The organism is Nostoc sp. NOS(2021) (assembly GCF_017115025.1).
GTDB lineage: Bacteria > Cyanobacteriota > Cyanobacteriia > Cyanobacteriales > Nostocaceae > Nostoc.
This window is the reverse complement of the sequence record NZ_JABXKM010000321.1, coordinates 1-15,479: the sequence shown is the minus strand read 5'-3', so window position 1 is coordinate 15,479 and position 15,479 is coordinate 1. Positions and strand designations below refer to the sequence as shown.

Annotated in this window: 13 protein-coding genes and 1 tRNA gene; 9 read left to right on the top strand and 5 right to left on the bottom strand. The window is 44.6% G+C overall.

Annotation, left to right across the window (positions count from 1 at the left end):
• Window positions 1–60 precede the first annotated feature (60 nt).
• Window positions 61–1,353, top strand: coding sequence for a nickel pincer cofactor biosynthesis protein LarC (gene larC / locus HWQ41_RS31220; protein ID WP_292771673.1), 1,293 nt, complete (start codon window positions 61–63; stop codon window positions 1,351–1,353).
• A 42-nt stretch (window positions 1,354–1,395) separates the two neighbouring features.
• Here larC and HWQ41_RS31215 read toward each other — a convergent pair whose 3' ends face one another.
• Both HWQ41_RS31215 and HWQ41_RS31210 read right to left on the bottom strand, forming a co-directional pair.
• On the bottom strand, window positions 1,396–3,000 hold the full coding sequence (locus HWQ41_RS31215; protein ID WP_292771671.1) for an NAD(P)H-hydrate dehydratase: 1,605 nt from the start codon (window positions 2,998–3,000) through the stop codon (window positions 1,396–1,398).
• A gap of 452 nt (window positions 3,001–3,452) precedes the next feature.
• Window positions 3,453–3,755, bottom strand: coding sequence for a hypothetical protein (locus HWQ41_RS31210; RefSeq protein ID WP_292771669.1), 303 nt, complete (start codon window positions 3,753–3,755; stop codon window positions 3,453–3,455).
• Between the two features lie 256 nt (window positions 3,756–4,011).
• Between HWQ41_RS31210 and HWQ41_RS31205 the strand changes: the two genes are divergently transcribed.
• The 6 genes from HWQ41_RS31205 to ylqF all read left to right on the top strand — a co-directional run bounded on the left by HWQ41_RS31205 (window position 4,012) and on the right by ylqF (window position 7,713).
• Window positions 4,012–5,217, top strand: coding sequence for a murein hydrolase activator EnvC (locus HWQ41_RS31205; protein WP_292771667.1), 1,206 nt, complete (start codon window positions 4,012–4,014; stop codon window positions 5,215–5,217).
• 65 nt (window positions 5,218–5,282) lie between these two features.
• Window positions 5,283–5,355 (top strand) — tRNA-Arg (locus tag HWQ41_RS31200).
• A gap of 177 nt (window positions 5,356–5,532) precedes the next feature.
• A complete protein-coding gene (locus HWQ41_RS31195; protein WP_292771665.1) occupies window positions 5,533–5,751 on the top strand; it encodes a 2-oxoisovalerate dehydrogenase E1 subunit beta in 219 nt (72 codons plus the stop codon).
• Complete coding sequence (locus HWQ41_RS31190; protein ID WP_292771663.1) at window positions 5,748–5,987, top strand: type II toxin-antitoxin system HicA family toxin; 240 nt, start codon at window positions 5,748–5,750, stop codon at window positions 5,985–5,987. Before HWQ41_RS31195 ends, HWQ41_RS31190 begins: the two co-directional genes overlap by 4 nt.
• 429 nt (window positions 5,988–6,416) lie before the next feature.
• Window positions 6,417–6,800 (top strand): VOC family protein, encoded by a 384-nt coding sequence (locus HWQ41_RS31185; protein ID WP_292771661.1) that lies wholly within the window; start codon window positions 6,417–6,419, stop codon window positions 6,798–6,800.
• Between the two features lie 31 nt (window positions 6,801–6,831).
• Window positions 6,832–7,713, top strand: a complete 882-nt coding sequence (gene ylqF, locus HWQ41_RS31180) for a ribosome biogenesis GTPase YlqF (RefSeq protein WP_292771659.1) — start codon at window positions 6,832–6,834, stop codon at window positions 7,711–7,713.
• 426 nt (window positions 7,714–8,139) lie between these two features.
• Here the strand turns inward: ylqF and HWQ41_RS31175 are convergent, their stop codons facing one another.
• From HWQ41_RS31175 to HWQ41_RS31165, 3 genes are all read right to left on the bottom strand, one after another.
• Complete coding sequence (locus tag HWQ41_RS31175) at window positions 8,140–8,832, bottom strand: LapA family protein (RefSeq protein WP_292771657.1); 693 nt, start codon at window positions 8,830–8,832, stop codon at window positions 8,140–8,142.
• Window positions 8,833–9,005: 173 nt separating this feature from the next.
• Complete coding sequence (locus HWQ41_RS31170; RefSeq protein ID WP_292771654.1) at window positions 9,006–9,626, bottom strand: flavin prenyltransferase UbiX; 621 nt, start codon at window positions 9,624–9,626, stop codon at window positions 9,006–9,008.
• A gap of 17 nt (window positions 9,627–9,643) precedes the next feature.
• On the bottom strand, window positions 9,644–11,998 hold the full coding sequence (locus tag HWQ41_RS31165) for a ribonuclease R family protein (RefSeq protein ID WP_292771653.1): 2,355 nt from the start codon (window positions 11,996–11,998) through the stop codon (window positions 9,644–9,646).
• A 1,110-nt stretch (window positions 11,999–13,108) separates the two neighbouring features.
• On the opposite strand from HWQ41_RS31165, the gene HWQ41_RS31160 reads away from it, so the two are divergent.
• Together HWQ41_RS31160 and HWQ41_RS31155 are read left to right on the top strand one after the other, a co-directional pair.
• Window positions 13,109–13,996, top strand: coding sequence for a hypothetical protein (locus HWQ41_RS31160; protein ID WP_292771652.1), 888 nt, complete (start codon window positions 13,109–13,111; stop codon window positions 13,994–13,996).
• Between the two features lie 115 nt (window positions 13,997–14,111).
• On the top strand, window positions 14,112–15,251 hold the full coding sequence (locus HWQ41_RS31155) for a hypothetical protein (RefSeq protein WP_292771650.1): 1,140 nt from the start codon (window positions 14,112–14,114) through the stop codon (window positions 15,249–15,251).
• The last annotated feature ends 228 nt before the right edge of the window (window positions 15,252–15,479 follow it).

Genomic DNA, 15,479 nt, shown 5'->3' with positions numbered 1-15,479 from the left:
GACTAATGACTAATGACTAATGACTAATGACTAATGACTAATGACTAATGACTAATGACTATGAATAAAATAGCTTATTTTCAATGCCCGACAGGAATTTCTGGTGATATGTGCCTGGGTGCTTTGGTAAGTTTGGGTGTTCCTGTGGAGTATTTAATTGAAAAACTCAATGGGTTGGGAATTGAACAGGAATATCAGTTAAGGGCAGAACTTGTCCAACGTAATGGTCAGCAGGCGACTAAAGTCCATGTGGATTTAGTACACGATCGCCATCATCACCACGACCACAACCACAACCACGAACACAGTCACGATCACACACGCCACCTACCAGAAATAGAGCAGATGATTCTCAAAGCGGGGTTGCCACCACGGGCAGAAGCTTGGAGTTTGGCGGTATTCCGACAGCTAGCAGTAGCAGAAGGGGCGGTGCATGGTATTTCTCCTGAAAAAGTTCATTTCCATGAGGTGGGTGCTGTAGATGCGATCGTCGATATTGTGGGTACTTGCCTGGGGTTAGATTGGTTAGGGATTGAGAGCAATGACGAAGGATGGCCCCTACTTTACTGCTCGGCGTTCCCGACTGGTGGCGGCACTGTTCGGGCTGCACATGGTCAGATGGCGGTACCAGTACCAGCGGTATTAAAGCTGTGGTCAATGCGGGGTTGTCCAGTTTATAGCAATGGCATTGATAGAGAACTAGTGACACCAACAGGAGCAGCGATCGCCACTACTTTGGCAAGAGATTTTGGTTCACCACCCGCGATCGCTATCAAGCAGATAGGACTGGGAGCAGGAACGATAAATTTACCCATTCCCAATATTCTACGACTCTGGCTGGGTGAAAGCGCAAGTTTACAGTCCAATTTCAGCGATTCTGAAGATACTAGCTCAAATTTAGAAACCATTTCGGTACTAGAAACCCAAATTGATGATTTAAATCCGCAAGCGATCGGCTATGTATTTGAGGCGTTGTTTGCTGCTGGTGCGGTGGATGTTTTTACCCAGGCGATCGGCATGAAAAAGTCCCGTCCAGGGATTTTGCTGACTGTGATTTGTCATCCAGAAAATTTACTCAGTTGTGAAACGGTTTTATTCCGCGAAACCACTACTTTGGGCATTCGGCGAACAACTCAGCAACGCGCCATTTTACAACGGGAAATTCAACAAGTGGAAATTGAATATGGCAAAGTGCGTGTCAAAGTAGCATGGAAGGGACAATCACCAGAAAAAGTTATTGCAAATGTGCAGCCAGAATATGAAGATTGTGCAGAGTTAGCCCGAAAACATCATATTCCCTGGCGCGAAATTCAACGGCTGGCGCTACAGCGTTGGTATTTAGTCAATAGCTAAATCTCCTCGTTCCCAGTCTCCGACTGGGAACGAGGGAATTGACTAAGTTAGAGCTTTTAGTAAATATTGTGTCAAGGTAAACGCATCTACACCTAATTCGGTACGCTCTTGGGCTGCTAAAATGCCTGCTTGCGAATGCCACCAAGCGGCAGTTGCCACAATATCTTCTACAGGAATCTGTTTAGTTGCTGCTTGCGCTAACAATCCACCCAGTAGCCCAGTTAACACATCGCCGCTACCACCACGCGCTAAGGCGGGTGTACTTTCAGGAACAATCCAAACGATACCTTCAGGGTTTGCGATCGCAGTTCTTGCCCCTTTCAACAACACTACCGCCCCACTTTGCGCCGCCGCTTGGCGTACTGCTTTCACTCTGTCATGTTTGGCATCGGTGACATCAGGAAACAATCGCTCAAATTCGCCAGTGTGGGGTGTGAGTACGGTTACTCCTTGACGTTTTTTTAATGTGGCGATCGCTCCCATTTGTGCCAGGATATTTAAACCATCGGCATCGAGAATTAAAGGGCGTTCGCTGTTGATCACTTCTTGCACAATCGGAGTCGCATCTCGTGTTAAACCGGGGCCACAAGCGATCGCATTAAAGGAACTCAGATCAGTTTTTTCTGGTAATTGCAATTGGGCGATCGCTCCGGTTTCCGTCTCTGGACAACCGACAATTAGCGCTTCTGGCAAGTGCGACACCAAAAGGGGTTTTAGAGATTCGGGTACTGCGATCGAAAGCATCCCCACACCACTAGCCCTAGCACCCAAACCACATAAAATTGCTCCACCTGCATAGCGCCGCGAACCGCAAATCAGCAGTAAATGTCCTTCCTTATATTTGTGGGTAACTGGTGGACGGGGTAAAGGTAGAGTAGCAAGTGCCGTTGCTGGTGTAATACGTTTAATCCTGGGCGCATCTTTGAGAACAGCTTCTACATCAGCTAAAGGAATATCAAAATCGATTAACTCAGCTTTGCCGAGATATTCCAGCGCCTGATCTTGGAAGAAAGCTAGTTTCCATAAACCCAAGCAAAATGTGTGAGTGGCGCGAATCGCAGTTCCTAATATTTCGCCTGTGTCGGTGTGTAAACCTGAAGGTAAATCGATGCTATAAATCGGTACAGACAATTCATTTAGCTGATTAATTGCAGAGGCGATGGGATCAGTGAGTTTTTTTTCTAAACCAAGCCCAAACAACCCATCAATCAACAAATCAGAATTTGGTAGTTGCTCAATTGTTTGATAAATTGGAATGCCCAAACTCTGAACATACTGCAAGTGCTGCAAAGTTAATTCTTTGAGCTTAGAGAAAGGAGAATAAATCCAAACCTCATACCCGCGAAAGTGTAATTCACGGGCTACTACTAAAGCATCGCCACCATTATGACCGGGCCCGACAAGAATTCCGACACGAGATCCCCCCGCCTGTGGCGACCCCCTTAAAAAGGGGGTTTTTGAAGGAACGGAGCAAACTTTTGTAAGAGGGGTTGGGGGGATCTCTTGAATGCGACGAGCAATTAATCCCGCCACCTTTTCCATCAAGGCTACTACAGGCATTCCCGCTGCAAAGATCCGATCTTCAATATCGCGCATCTGCCCAGCAGTAACTACCACTTGCGAAATTTTTTCTTGTCTGTTCTGCATCAGTCCTGAGTCCTGTTAGCGGGGCGTTTGGCCAGTGCTGAGTTATGAGTTTCAGTTACCTTGAAACTTTAGCAGATTTCAAAACCCTTTATTTCAGACAATTCTTTAAACAAAGGTTTACTACTTTACTCATCAGCTTACCTTGGATGTGCTTACCACTTAGCGACAGCTTTGAGTGAATCGTGGTAGTCGATCAATTTCTTAGTACAGTTTTGCTTAAAAACGTAGCGTTTTTAATGCAAGGGGATGCATTGGCATTGTATGGGGATGCATTAACAATGCGACCGGCGCATTAACATTGTATCGGGATGCATTAACAATGCGACCGACGCATTAGCATTGTATCAGGATGCATCAACAATGCGACCAACGCATTGGCATTGTATTGGGATGCATTAACAATGCAAGGTATTATCAAATTTAATTCGCTACAAATTAATGAAATGCTGTATTTAGTCAGTTTTTGGATTCTCTTTAATAGTGACTAATCTGTGTATGCCTAGCGCTGCGATTACTCCTTCCACTAATCTCCAAGTCCCATCAGCAAATACATTGATGCGATGAATGTAGGTGCGATGATAGGCGTACTCTAACTGTCTATCATTTACTTTTCCCACCTCTACCAGGTTTTCTACATACCTTTCAGCTTTTATGAGTGCTGCATAATCGAGATTAAACCAATATAACGATACTCCCACCACCGCCAAACCTGGAAAAACCAAGGTAATTAAGAGAATTGCTATACGTGCGTTCAAACATCTCATCAGCTGATATACCTGCTCAATGCTGACATATAGCAGGGAACTCTTAATAGGGAACAGGCTTGAAAGTCTCTTGGTGTCAGTGTTTTCTGATTAGCTTATGTCAACCGCTACCTGGCAACTGCTATAACTGAAATCCTTGTGTTACAACTTGGCAGACCAATTTAATAATGCGTTGGAGTGGGTGAATCAGATTTTGGGAATAATCCTCATAGGGTTTGTAAGCATCATTTTGGTTGGGCTTCACACTATGAGAGCGCGATTTCTCGGAAAAAAGCAGATTTTTGGCTGTTTATCTATTGCATTTTGCTGCATTTTGTGGATTTGTTTGGCATTAATTCCAGCCCCCGCAACGTCTACAGAGTCTATTGATACTTTGCGACAACAGCAGCAACAAACGAACCAGCAGCATCAGAGTGTGGTTAACGATCGCGATCGCTTAACAAATCTCCAACAAGGGGCCCAAAAACACCTCACTGGTTTAGAGCAAAATCTGCAAACTACAGATAGCTATCTTCAAGAGAGCGAATCAGGATTACAACTCGCCACCCAACGCCTTCAGCAGTTGGAAACTGGTTTAGATGTGGCGGAACGTTCCTATCAGGAGCGTCAAATAGCAACAGTAGCACGATTGCGTTATCTCCAGCGATCGCCTGCTTCTGTTGGATGGGCAGTTTTGCTTGAAAGTGAAAATATTAGCGATTTTCTCAGCCGTCGTCATCAGTTGAAGTTAGTGTATCAGGCAGACGAACAAATTTTGGTAAAACTCAACGCCCAAGCTAACCTGATCAATAAACAGAAAACGGCAGTAGAACAGCAAAAAAACGAAATTGGCTTGATTCGTGAGCAACTGTTAGCACAAAAAGCCGATTATCAAACTCAGGCGCAGTCACAATCAGAATTGATTCAACGCCTGAATAGCGATCGCCTGGCCTTGGAAGCGGCGCAAAACCAACTAGAGAGGGAATCCAAAAATCTGGAAGTCTTGATTCAACAAAAGGTAGCAGAAGCTAGAGCAACAGAAGAAGCCCAAGCAAAAACCAACAGCCGTACAAGTTTCATCATGCGGGGAACTGGTATAATGACATATCCTAGCGATGCTCCTACTAGCAGTCCTTTCGGCTGGCGGATACACCCAATCCTCGGCTATCGTCGCTTTCATGCCGGGTTAGATTTTGCCGCTAGCTATGGTAGTACAATTCGGGCAGCCGATTCGGGAACAGTGATTTTTGCTGGGTGGTATGGTGGTTATGGCAGAGCTGTAATTATCAACCACGGCAATGGTATTACTACATTGTACGGACATACCAGCGAGTTATATGTTACCGAAGGGCAAGCAGTTGAACGCGGACAAGCGATCGGTGCTGTCGGTTCCACAGGTTTCTCAACTGGGCCCCACCTCCACTTTGAAGTTCGTCGGAATGGTACACCCGTAGATCCAGCTAATTATCTTTAACTCAAAAACCAAGTTTTTCTAGGCTGCAAATTTGATCACAGACCTGCTATGATATGGAAGAATAAGGGCGCGTAGCTCAGTGGATAGAGCAACAGATTCCGGTTCTGTGGGTCGGGGGTTCAAATCCCTCCGCGCTCGTTTTTTATTGTCGATTGACAACAGGACTTACGCAAACAATAGCCGATACCCTGATTTTCTTCTTAGGGGCAATTCATGAATTGCCCCTACCGCGTGTAGTTTTGCGTAAGTCCTATCTTAGAAAGATTTAGGTAGTTTTCTTTTACCTATTTTTGTTAATTTTAGGAGAATAATTTGATGAGTCAATTAACGGAAATCGTTTTTTTGGTGGAAGATGATCCTGATGGGGGCTATACGGCGAGAGCTTTAGGGGAATCTATTTTTACTGAAGCTGATGATTTAAAAAGTTTAAAAATCATGGTTAAGGATGCGGTTAATTGTCATTTTGAAAATCTAGAAAATCGTCCTAAAATAATTCGTTTACATATTGTCAAGGATGAAGTTTTTGCTTTGTGAAACTTCCTAGAGATTTATCGAGTGATGATTTGATTAAAGCTTTATCTCGGTTAGGATATGAAGTTAGTCGTCAAACGGGTAGCCATATACGCTTAACCACTCAAGAAAATGGTGAGCATCATCTGACTATTCCTGCACATAATCCAATTAAAATAGGTACTTTAAACGCTATTTTGCGAGATATTGCCGAACATTTTAATTTAAGTCGAGATGAATTATTACAAGAATTATTTTAGGGGTATTTTTTAACATAACGCTCTTCCATCACTCTCAATACGGTTCGGTTAAGGTGCATAGGTTTTAAAGATCCCCCTTAGTCCCCCTTAAAAAGGGGGAAATAGAGCGATTTTTAGCCCCCCCTTTTTAAGGGGGGTTGGATCGCACTTTTAGGGCAATACAGTAAGGGTTTTTAACCCACGTTCGCCTTTGGCGTTCCGCAGGAAAGGTGGGTTTCTTCGTCTGTGTAGCCCCGACTTCTAGTCGCCAGGGCTTTTCAAACATCCTCTAATACCATTTCTTTGTGAGGCTGCGCTAAACCCTTTTAACTTCTTTCTTTCTTTGTGTCCTTTGCGTCCTTTGCGGTTCGTTTTTCTTTCTTATATTTAAATATGCTTTAGCGCATCTTCATACAGAATTGGTATAAGTTAAAAGGGCAATACGCAAATATGGTTTTCCAGTACACTAATGCATTTGTCACCATAGCATCGCTTAATTTTGAGAAGTTAGTGAATTTCTATACTAGATTTCTGGAGCAAAAGCCAGTTATTTTGATTCCGAATGTCTATGCTGAGTTTAATTTAGTTAGTATGCGATTAGGTATTTTTAAACCAAAGAACACAAACGAATCTGAATTTGAAGCGATTGCCAAAAGTAAGATAAGTTTGTGTTTAGAGGTGAGTAACTTAGAAGATGCGATCGCTCACCTAACTGCTTTGGGCTATCCTCCGCCAGGAAACGTTTCCATTGCTGACCACGGTAGAGAAATTTATGCCTATGACCCTGACGGCAATCGTCTAATTTTACATCAAGCCATAGTGAATGATAATTGATAAGTGATAATAATTTATTTGGTAATTGACTATGGCTATAACTCAAAATTATAGATTAAACCTGATTCAATGGTATCCAGGTCACATTGGGAAAGCTGAAAAGAAGCTCAAAGAACAGCTGAAGCGCGTAGATGTGGTCTTTGAGGTACGAGATGCTCGGATTCCCTTAGCGACTCACCATCCCCAAATAGGGGAGTGGGTGGAGGGTAAGACACGGGTGTTGATACTTAACCGAGTAGATATGATTACGCCGCAAATGCGATCGCTGTGGATAGATTGGTTTAAACGTCAAGGAGAAGTCCCTTATTTTACCAACGCTCAACATGGTAAAGGTATAGCGGAAGTGGCGCGGGCAGCGCAAGCCGCTGGGGTAGAACTTAATCAAAGAAGAAGCGATCGCGGGATGTTACCCCGTCCAGTGCGGGCTGTGGTGATTGGTTTTCCCAATGTCGGTAAATCAGCTTTAATTAACCGCTTGTTGGGACGACGAGTCGTGGAAAGTGCAGCTCGTCCTGGGGTAACTCGCCAACTACGCTGGGTGCGAATTTCCGAACATTTGGAATTGCTAGATGCTCCCGGTGTCATCCCTTTAAGATTAGAAGACCAAGACGCAGCATTGAAATTAGCTATTTGTGATGATATCGGCGAAGCATCTTACGATAACCAATTAGTAGCAGCAGCCCTAGTTGATTTACTAAACTATTTAGAAGCTGTAGCCACAGATTTGTTACCAAAGAAACCATTACAGTCCCGCTACCAACTCGATTCGATATCAGACACCGGAGATATCTATTTGCACGCCTTGGCGGAGCATCGTTACAAAGGTGATATAGAGCGAGCTGCAAGGCAACTTTTAACAGATTTTCGCAAGGGGTTGTTGGGTGAAATTAGTTTGGAATTACCACCTAATTGAGCAAGGTTAGGGATTTCCAACAAATAAATTACTACTACTTGTGGGGTGGGCCGAAAAGCCATTGGTGTCAACTTAAGCCAAAACCCTTTTAAAACCTCGTTTCCAGTCTCTGGCTGGAAATGCACCTCATCGCGGCTCTGCCGCAAGTCTTGAGGCGGCAGCCCCCCATTAGGCATTCCCAGTCTCCGACTGGGAACGAGACAATCTTTAAAAGCTTGTTCTAGACTGGCTTTTATCTTAAGTTGACACTAATGGCATCTTGCCCGCCTTTAGCTATAGGCTCTCGTGTCGCCCACCCCACAATCAGTAGTTGAGTATTTTTTTATTTGTCAGTCCCTTAACAGAAAAGGAAAAATTGTTAATATCTCCTTGTCCAGTAGTCCCTCAGTTGAACATTACTGAATCGGTGTTCTAGCCTGCTACATTTCACCGACGGGAGCGTTTATCATCATCATCATCATCCTCAAAAAATTCCCAATCATCATCATCCGCTTGATTGGTAGTCGGTGGCTGATAAGGGGGGATGATTACCCGGTAATCGGCATCGTAAATTGATTCAGTTTTTCCCGCAGCCGTATTTTTTGGCTCACGGTAGCTGTAGGAGTAAACTGAACCAGACTGAGAACTGCTTTTGGCTTCTGATTGACGTTCGTAAGTTGTTGACTCTCTAGGAGGTTGAGCTTGAGGATTAGCGGTAGGCGCTTCCTCTGACTTTTCATCAAAGTTCCAATCATCATCTTTACTGCCATTTGTCTCCCAATCATCAAATACATCACTGCTAGGCTCTTCTTTTTTACTAGCTGGTGGTGGAGGACTGGCAGGGCGAGATGTCGGTTCTTCTCTCCGGGTTGCCTTTGCACGAGGCGAAGTGGCGGTTGAACTCTCACGAGTTCGGCGTTGTCCTCCGACAAAATAATTGGATAAGTTAAACAAGGTAGCAATCAATACAGATGTGAAAGCACCAGTGGCAGTACTGAACAAAATCCATATCGCTAGTGGTAATGGTTGAGTCCGCACGCCCAAAAATACTAGCGATAGGGCAGGTGACCAATTTTGGACTAACAACAGCGTTAGTCCTCCCAGTACCGCCACCAATAGAATTAAGCGAATTACAGCCATAGCAATTTTGTCAGTTGTCAGTTGTCAGTGGTCAGTTGTCAGTGGTCAGTGGTCAGTTCTCAGTCTGATTACTCTTCACTAATTACTGTTCACTGACTACTGACACTATCAGCCATCTCTATCATTACCCTTTTAGGACTATTGTGAAATTTATGATAAATCCACTAAGGGCGTTAGCGACGACCTTGCCACCGCTGAATTGGGATGCAGTCAATATCTAGTTGATCTAAAGCGCGGGCAACTACAAAATCAACTAAATCCTCGATGGTTTGGGGATTGTGATACCAGGCGGGAATAGCGGGGACAATTCTCACTCCAACTTCTGCTAAAGAGGTTAAGTTACGTAGGTGGATGAGGCTAAAAGGCGTTTCACGAGGAACAATGACCAGCTTTCGCCCTTCTTTGAGTTGGACATCCGCTGCCCGTTCTAGTAAATCGGAACTCAAGCCAACTGCCAGCTTTGCCACTGTGCTCATGCTGCATGGAATAATCATCATCCCCAGAGTGGCAAAGGAACCACTGGCAATCCCGGCTCCCACATCACTCCAAGGATGGCAGCGTAGTTTACCCAAAAGTGCAACTCCAGCTTGCTCTCGCCAGAATTGTTCTTGTTGAGTTGGTTCAGCTGGCATCCGAATTTCCTGTTCTGACTGCCAAACCATGTAAGTTGATTTAGAGGCAACCAATTCAATACTATACTCCGCTTCTAGCAAAAATTTGATCGCGCGAACAGCGTAAATCAGACCAGATGCGCCCGATACGCCTAAAATTAAAGGCTTAGTGTTATTTGACACGTAAGATTTACTTGATTTTACTCATCCTCAGAGTAAGGGTCTAGGTCATCAGGCTCAATGTCATTTGGTAAGTAGAGGTCTGAAAGTTCTTCCTGGGAAGCACTGCCAGTTAAATTTTTGGCTAGACCATCGCTGCCGACAGTTACCAAATCAATTTGCTGACGGTAGTAATCGACACTTTTCACTTGCACGGCGACGCGATCGCCTAGTCTATAGGAAGCGCGATTTTTGCGACCAAACAGTGCTTGTTGTCTAGCGCGATATTCATACCAATCATCTTTGAGAGAACTGACGTGTACCAATCCTTCTACCCGCAAAGGCACACCAGGATTATTGCTGGACTCCACCTCGGCGGCTGGGACTTCAATTTCCACAAAGAAACCGTAGGATTGAACACCAGTAATCACGCCTTGAAATACCTGACCGATGCGCTGCTTCATCAGTTGGGCTTTTTGCAGTCCGGCTAAATCGGCTTCAGCTTCTTGGACTTCTTTTTCTCGGTCGTTGATTTGGACAATTACCCTAGTCAAATCGCTTTGGAGTTCTTGTTGCAATTCTGGGGGTAAAACGTTCCAGTTAATTTCCTCGTGGCTGGAGGAGTGACGCAGGTTAACGCGCTCTCTCACACGGGTATTGCGGCGATCGCGTCCGTTTTCGAGTAGCGTGTAATACACTCTCTGCATGAGCAAATCTGAGTAACGCCGCAAGGGAGCGCTAAAGTGGACATATTGCGGTAGTGCCAGACCAAAGTGAGATCCTTTGGTGGTGCTGTACGCAGATGGCTTCAGTGTATCTTGCAATAAGTAGGTAAGAACTTGCTCAGAGGGAGATTCGCCAAAAGCTGTAGTCAAATGTTGGTAATCTAAGGGTTGGATATCGACTTCCGGATCTAGTGTGAGGTCAACGCCTAAATTGACTGCCAATTTCAGCATTTCCTGAACATCTTCAACATCGGGTGTACCTTGGACTCGCCAGATAGCGGGAACACCAAGGGCATTTAAGTGAGTTGCGATCAGTTGATTAACTAGCAGCACCAACTCCGTAAGTAGCGATCGCACTGGTAAATCATTCACCACCACAGTCCCCAGAATCCCCTCATCATAGTAGGCATTTTGGCTGGGTGGCAGATTCAACTGGAGGCTACCACGAGTCAACCGTACTTGTTTTACGGCTGTTTGCAAGGCTTGGAGGTCTTGCAGCATCTGGGAAACCTGTGGTGATTGATCTTCAGCTTCACCTGCAAGAATTGCTTGAGCTTGTTCTGTACTCAGTGCAGTTTCTACGTTGATCACACTGGGTTGAATTTCCCACTCCAGCACTTGTCCCGATTGGGGATCAATTGTAATTAAAAAAGAGAGAGTTAAGCGATCGCTCCCAGGTACTAAAGAACAGCGTTCTGCCACAGTTGGGGGCAACATTGGCAGCACCAATTCTCCCAGATAAACTGATTTGCCCCGTTTGAGTGCTTCTCTATCTAGGGGTTCGTCAGGTTGGACATAGTGAGAAACATCGGTGATATGAACGCCCAAAAGCCAATTTCCCGCTAAGTTTTTTTCTAAACTAAAAGCGTTTTCTATAACTTTGGTGTCGCCATTTACCCCTTCAATGGTGAGAGTAAACAAATTACGTAAATCTAACCGATTTTTCAGGTCAGCTTTGAGTAGCTTTTTGGGCAACTTGATGGCTGCTTCTAGCACATTATCCGGGAAAGTGCGGGAAAGGTCGTGCTTGCATGTAACTAAATCTATATCAGCAGCAGCTTCGGCATCGCTGCCAAGAACTTGTACCACTCGACCCAGTGGGGGATATTGTGCCAACGGGTAACGCAAGACTTCCACATGAACCAGGTGATCGATCGCTTCTTCCAACTTTGCCCCGTTAGGTTGGATCTTGAGTTCAAACAGCAATCGATCATCTAAGGGCACAGCCCGGAAACCAGTTTCCACCTGCTTAATTCGTGCCAGTAACGTGTGGTTGGAACGTTCTAGAATCAGCTTCACCTCCCCTTCAGGAGAGCGACGGCGACTGCCTTCTTTGAGAACTCTGACCAAAACGCGATCGCCATTCCAAGCATTACTCAGATGACTTTCGCGGATGTAAATATCCTCAGATCCTTCCACATCTTGAATAGCAAAGCAAAAGCCTTTACTAGAACAACGGAGTTTTGCCTCGATTATTCCCTCTTCTGAGACACGGCGGTACTTGCCCCGTTCTTTCACTAAAATACCGATTTTTTCGAGAACATCTAAGGCAATGTGAAGTTTTTGTAAACTTTTTTCATCTTCACAGCCAAGTTTCTTTTCTAAAACCTTCCGAGCTACCAATTTATCATCAGTGAAATTGGCAAGGAGTGTAGCGATTGAAAATTCCATGCAGTGAACCGACCTTTGGTCAAAACATCATTTGTTGTTTAATCTGGTTCTTTTCTGTATACCCTCACGGCTTACAGAAACAAGCTGGAAACGAATTGCCCTGAGACAAGCCTTCCTGAGTTCCAAGGAAAGGAAGCCGACCCAGCAAAAGCGGGAAACTACTCCCACAGTTCCGAGCAAAGGAAGCCGACCCACGGACAACTCTGGGCGTCTACGAACTTCTCACTGCACGATGCTCTCAGAGTTCGCCTGCGTTCAAGTCCCTTCACCTAACCAAACTTAAGATTGCACGCCTGATTAGAATTTAGCCCCGCTAGGTAATTACGCGACGGGTTTTTGAGAAGCTGGGTTTAGAGAATCCATACTGCCCAAAAGCGCTATGCAGGGGAGCCACTGCGGTGAGGCAGCCCCCGTCTTCTCCCAAGGGGAGACGCGAAGCGCGATGGCGGTTCCCGTCGTTAGCGCTAGCGGTAGCGAGGAACGAGCGTCTGGGGGACTGCCGAACCCGAAGGGTCTTGGGGTCTCCCCAAGTGGAGCAAGTGGCGTGGAAACTACAGGTGTTTGATTGTCTAGAGTGAAGGTAATTTTACGCCATTAGACTCTGATGTTTAACTAGGAGGAACTGCCGGTGAACCCAATTTTCCCACATGTAGAATCGGTAACAATTAGGTGAGCAGCTTAATAAGCAGTGAGGGCGAACCTTATCTTCATTATTGTAGATTTAGAGCGCACTTCCAGAAAATAGTTCTAGATATCGAGTTGGGTAATCAGTATAGCATTGCAGGCAAGACTACCGAGGTAAGTTAGCACTAGCCAAAAATATCCTCAAAAAAGAGCTACTGCTACAATTGGGACATAATACAAGGGAAGAATATCACCTTGATAACCCAGAGCAGAGAATTATGCCTACTCATCGCCTGCTAAGAAACTGATTACACATAGTAAGCAATTAAAAATGTTCGCGTAGCGTCTCGTAGAGAAAAAATGCAATATTGACAGGCATCCTGGGTATCGAGTGGATGTAAATTAAAGTAAGGGCAGTTTACCTCGCTTGAGCATACAGGCAGTATCGACCCCGTTATTCAAAAGATTTAGATTGGTAGCAGTATTATGTTGGCTCAATTCCAGAGCTTGTATCCCAAGGGCAGCTTGATTTCTGAATTAGTACAAATTTTTCAAGGAAAATATATTGTCCGGGCAAGCGTGCAAATTGAAGGCGTAACCCGTGCTACGGGTATGGCAGCAGCAGAAACAGTAGAAGCAGCAGAAGACCAAGCCAGAACTAGAGCGCTGATAGTTTTGGGTATTACAAATGCGCCACCAGAATCAGTAGCATTTACCTCAAATCCAATTTCCCCCGCACAGCTAAATCCTTCCTTAAATACCAAAGGTGGATTGAATGAGCCTGCTGCTTATTCCTCTGCAAAAGATGAGGATTTTGGTAGTAGTCAATGGTCAGTGGTCAGCGACAAAGAAATATCTATGCCGCCTTCCAGAGTACGGAACATCAAACCAGAAGTAGTAACAAGCAGTAACGAACAGTACGGGTACAGTAATGCTGTGCCCCCAGCAAGCGATACCTATAGCCAGGATTTAGGTCAAAACTTTGCTGTGACTGCTAACCGGGAGCTAGAATTTGATCCTCCAGTTGAAAACTTGGAAATAAGCTTTGATAACCAGGTGGAAAATCAAACCTTTCCAGCAATTTCTGCCAATAATGTCACACCATTTACACCTCGGAGTTATAGCCCTCAAGAGGATGTCGCCACCCCGTCAGTGACAGGAAAGAGAAAAAAGAAAGCTGAACCCGTGGATTTATCGGATGTAATTGCTAAAACAGATGTCGAACTTCAGCGTTTAGGCTGGACACCAGAACAGGGACGAGAGCATTTGATTGAAACTTACGGTAAGCGCGGGCGTACTTTGCTGACTGAAGAAGAATTACACGGATTCCTCAGATATTTACAATCTCAGCCAGACCCAATCGCGGGATTTTGATTTGTCATTAGTCATTGGTCATTAGTCATTGGTCATTAGTCATTGGTCATTAGTCATTGGTCATTTGTAAGGACTAATGATAAAAGATGTAGGCTGTTGAAACAGTAACGAAGCTATGGAACCTGTGGATTTTGCTGAAGTACTTGCTCAAATAGATGTGGAAACGGAGCGATTAGGCTGGACAATGGAGCAGAGGCGGGAACATCTCAAAAAAAATTATGGGAAGCGATCGCGTACTTTGCTGACAGAAGTAGAATTATTAGACTTCCTCCAATACCTTGCATCTCAACCGTCACCACCATTAGACGAAGTTCTGATTGCTGGTGATGTCATACCATTTACTCCCGGTAATTATAGTCCGCAAGAGGATGTAGTTGCCCTGACAGGGACAGGAAGGAGAAAAAAGAAAACTCAACCAGCAGATTTGTCGGATGTAATTGCTAAAACAAATGTCGAACTTCAGCGTTTAGGCTGGACACTAGAACAAGGACGAGAGCATCTGATTAAAACCTACGGTAAGCGGGGGCGCACTTTGCTTACACAAGTAGAATTACTAGACTACTTCCAATACCTTGCATCTCAACCGATACCACCATTAGACGAAGTTCTGATTGCCAAAATTAATGTTGAAAAAATTCTGATTCCCAAAATTAATGTTGAACTTCAGCGATTAGGCTGGACAACAGAGCAGGGAAGAGAACATCTCAAAAAAAACTATGGCAAGTGCGAGCGCCCTTTCCTGACAGAAGTAGAATTACTAGACTTCTTCCAATACATTGCATCTCAACCGACACCAACATTAGACGAAATTCTGATTGCCAAAATTAATGTTGAAATCGAACGGTTATGGTGGACACAAGAGGATGAACAGGAGTATGTCATAACAACTTTTAGCAAGCAAAATACAAATTTGCTTACCCAAGAAGAACTACTAGGATTCCTCAAATACTTAGAATCTCAACCTACACTAGAATACCCCAGCGAGCTTGATGCGGAATATGAAGAGTTCCAAGATTTCTGTAGATACTCAGAAGAATCAGACAATATAATCACTAGAATATCTTCTGAGGATTTATCTAAGGTATTGGCTAAGACCGATATTGAAATGGAACGTTTAGGGTTGACAGTAGAGTGGGGACGGGAGCATCTAATTAAAACCTATGGTAAGCGCGGGCGCACTTTGCTAACCGATGAGGAATTGCATGAATTCCTCCAATATCTCCAATCTCAGCCAGACCCACTAGCGGGATTTTGATTTGTCATTTTTCCCAAAATAACCCCTCTTCACTGATGAAAAGGGGTTATTTTTAGGGTTTAAGGGAATTAAAAGTGGTAAATCACCATTTCCCAATCGTGATATCATGTCCGGGTAATTAGTTGTGATTCCCATAGTCATTGCACCCCACCCCCAGCCCCTCCCCGCCGGCGGGGAGGGGAGATAAAGCGTAGCTTTGGCGGGGTGGGGTTCTTGGGGTTTAGTAAG

Bases quoted from the DNA above. Each gene is read 5' to 3' on its own strand.
- HWQ41_RS31195 (WP_292771665.1), top strand. From the start codon at position 5,533: ATGAGTCAATTAACGGAAATCGTTTTTTTGGTGGAAGATGATCCTGAT.
- HWQ41_RS31205 (WP_292771667.1), top strand. From the start codon at position 4,012: ATGAGAGCGCGATTTCTCGGAAAAAAGCAGATTTTTGGCTGTTTATCT.
- ylqF (WP_292771659.1), top strand. From the start codon at position 6,832: ATGGCTATAACTCAAAATTATAGATTAAACCTGATTCAATGGTATCCA.
- HWQ41_RS31175 (WP_292771657.1), bottom strand. From the start codon at position 8,832: ATGGCTGTAATTCGCTTAATTCTATTGGTGGCGGTACTGGGAGGACTA.
- HWQ41_RS31165 (WP_292771653.1), bottom strand. From the start codon at position 11,998: ATGGAATTTTCAATCGCTACACTCCTTGCCAATTTCACTGATGATAAA.
- HWQ41_RS31160 (WP_292771652.1), top strand. From the start codon at position 13,109: ATGTTGGCTCAATTCCAGAGCTTGTATCCCAAGGGCAGCTTGATTTCT.
- HWQ41_RS31215 (WP_292771671.1), bottom strand. From the start codon at position 3,000: ATGCAGAACAGACAAGAAAAAATTTCGCAAGTGGTAGTTACTGCTGGG.
- HWQ41_RS31155 (WP_292771650.1), top strand. From the start codon at position 14,112: ATGGAACCTGTGGATTTTGCTGAAGTACTTGCTCAAATAGATGTGGAA.
- larC (WP_292771673.1), top strand. From the start codon at position 61: ATGAATAAAATAGCTTATTTTCAATGCCCGACAGGAATTTCTGGTGAT.
- HWQ41_RS31185 (WP_292771661.1), top strand. From the start codon at position 6,417: ATGGTTTTCCAGTACACTAATGCATTTGTCACCATAGCATCGCTTAAT.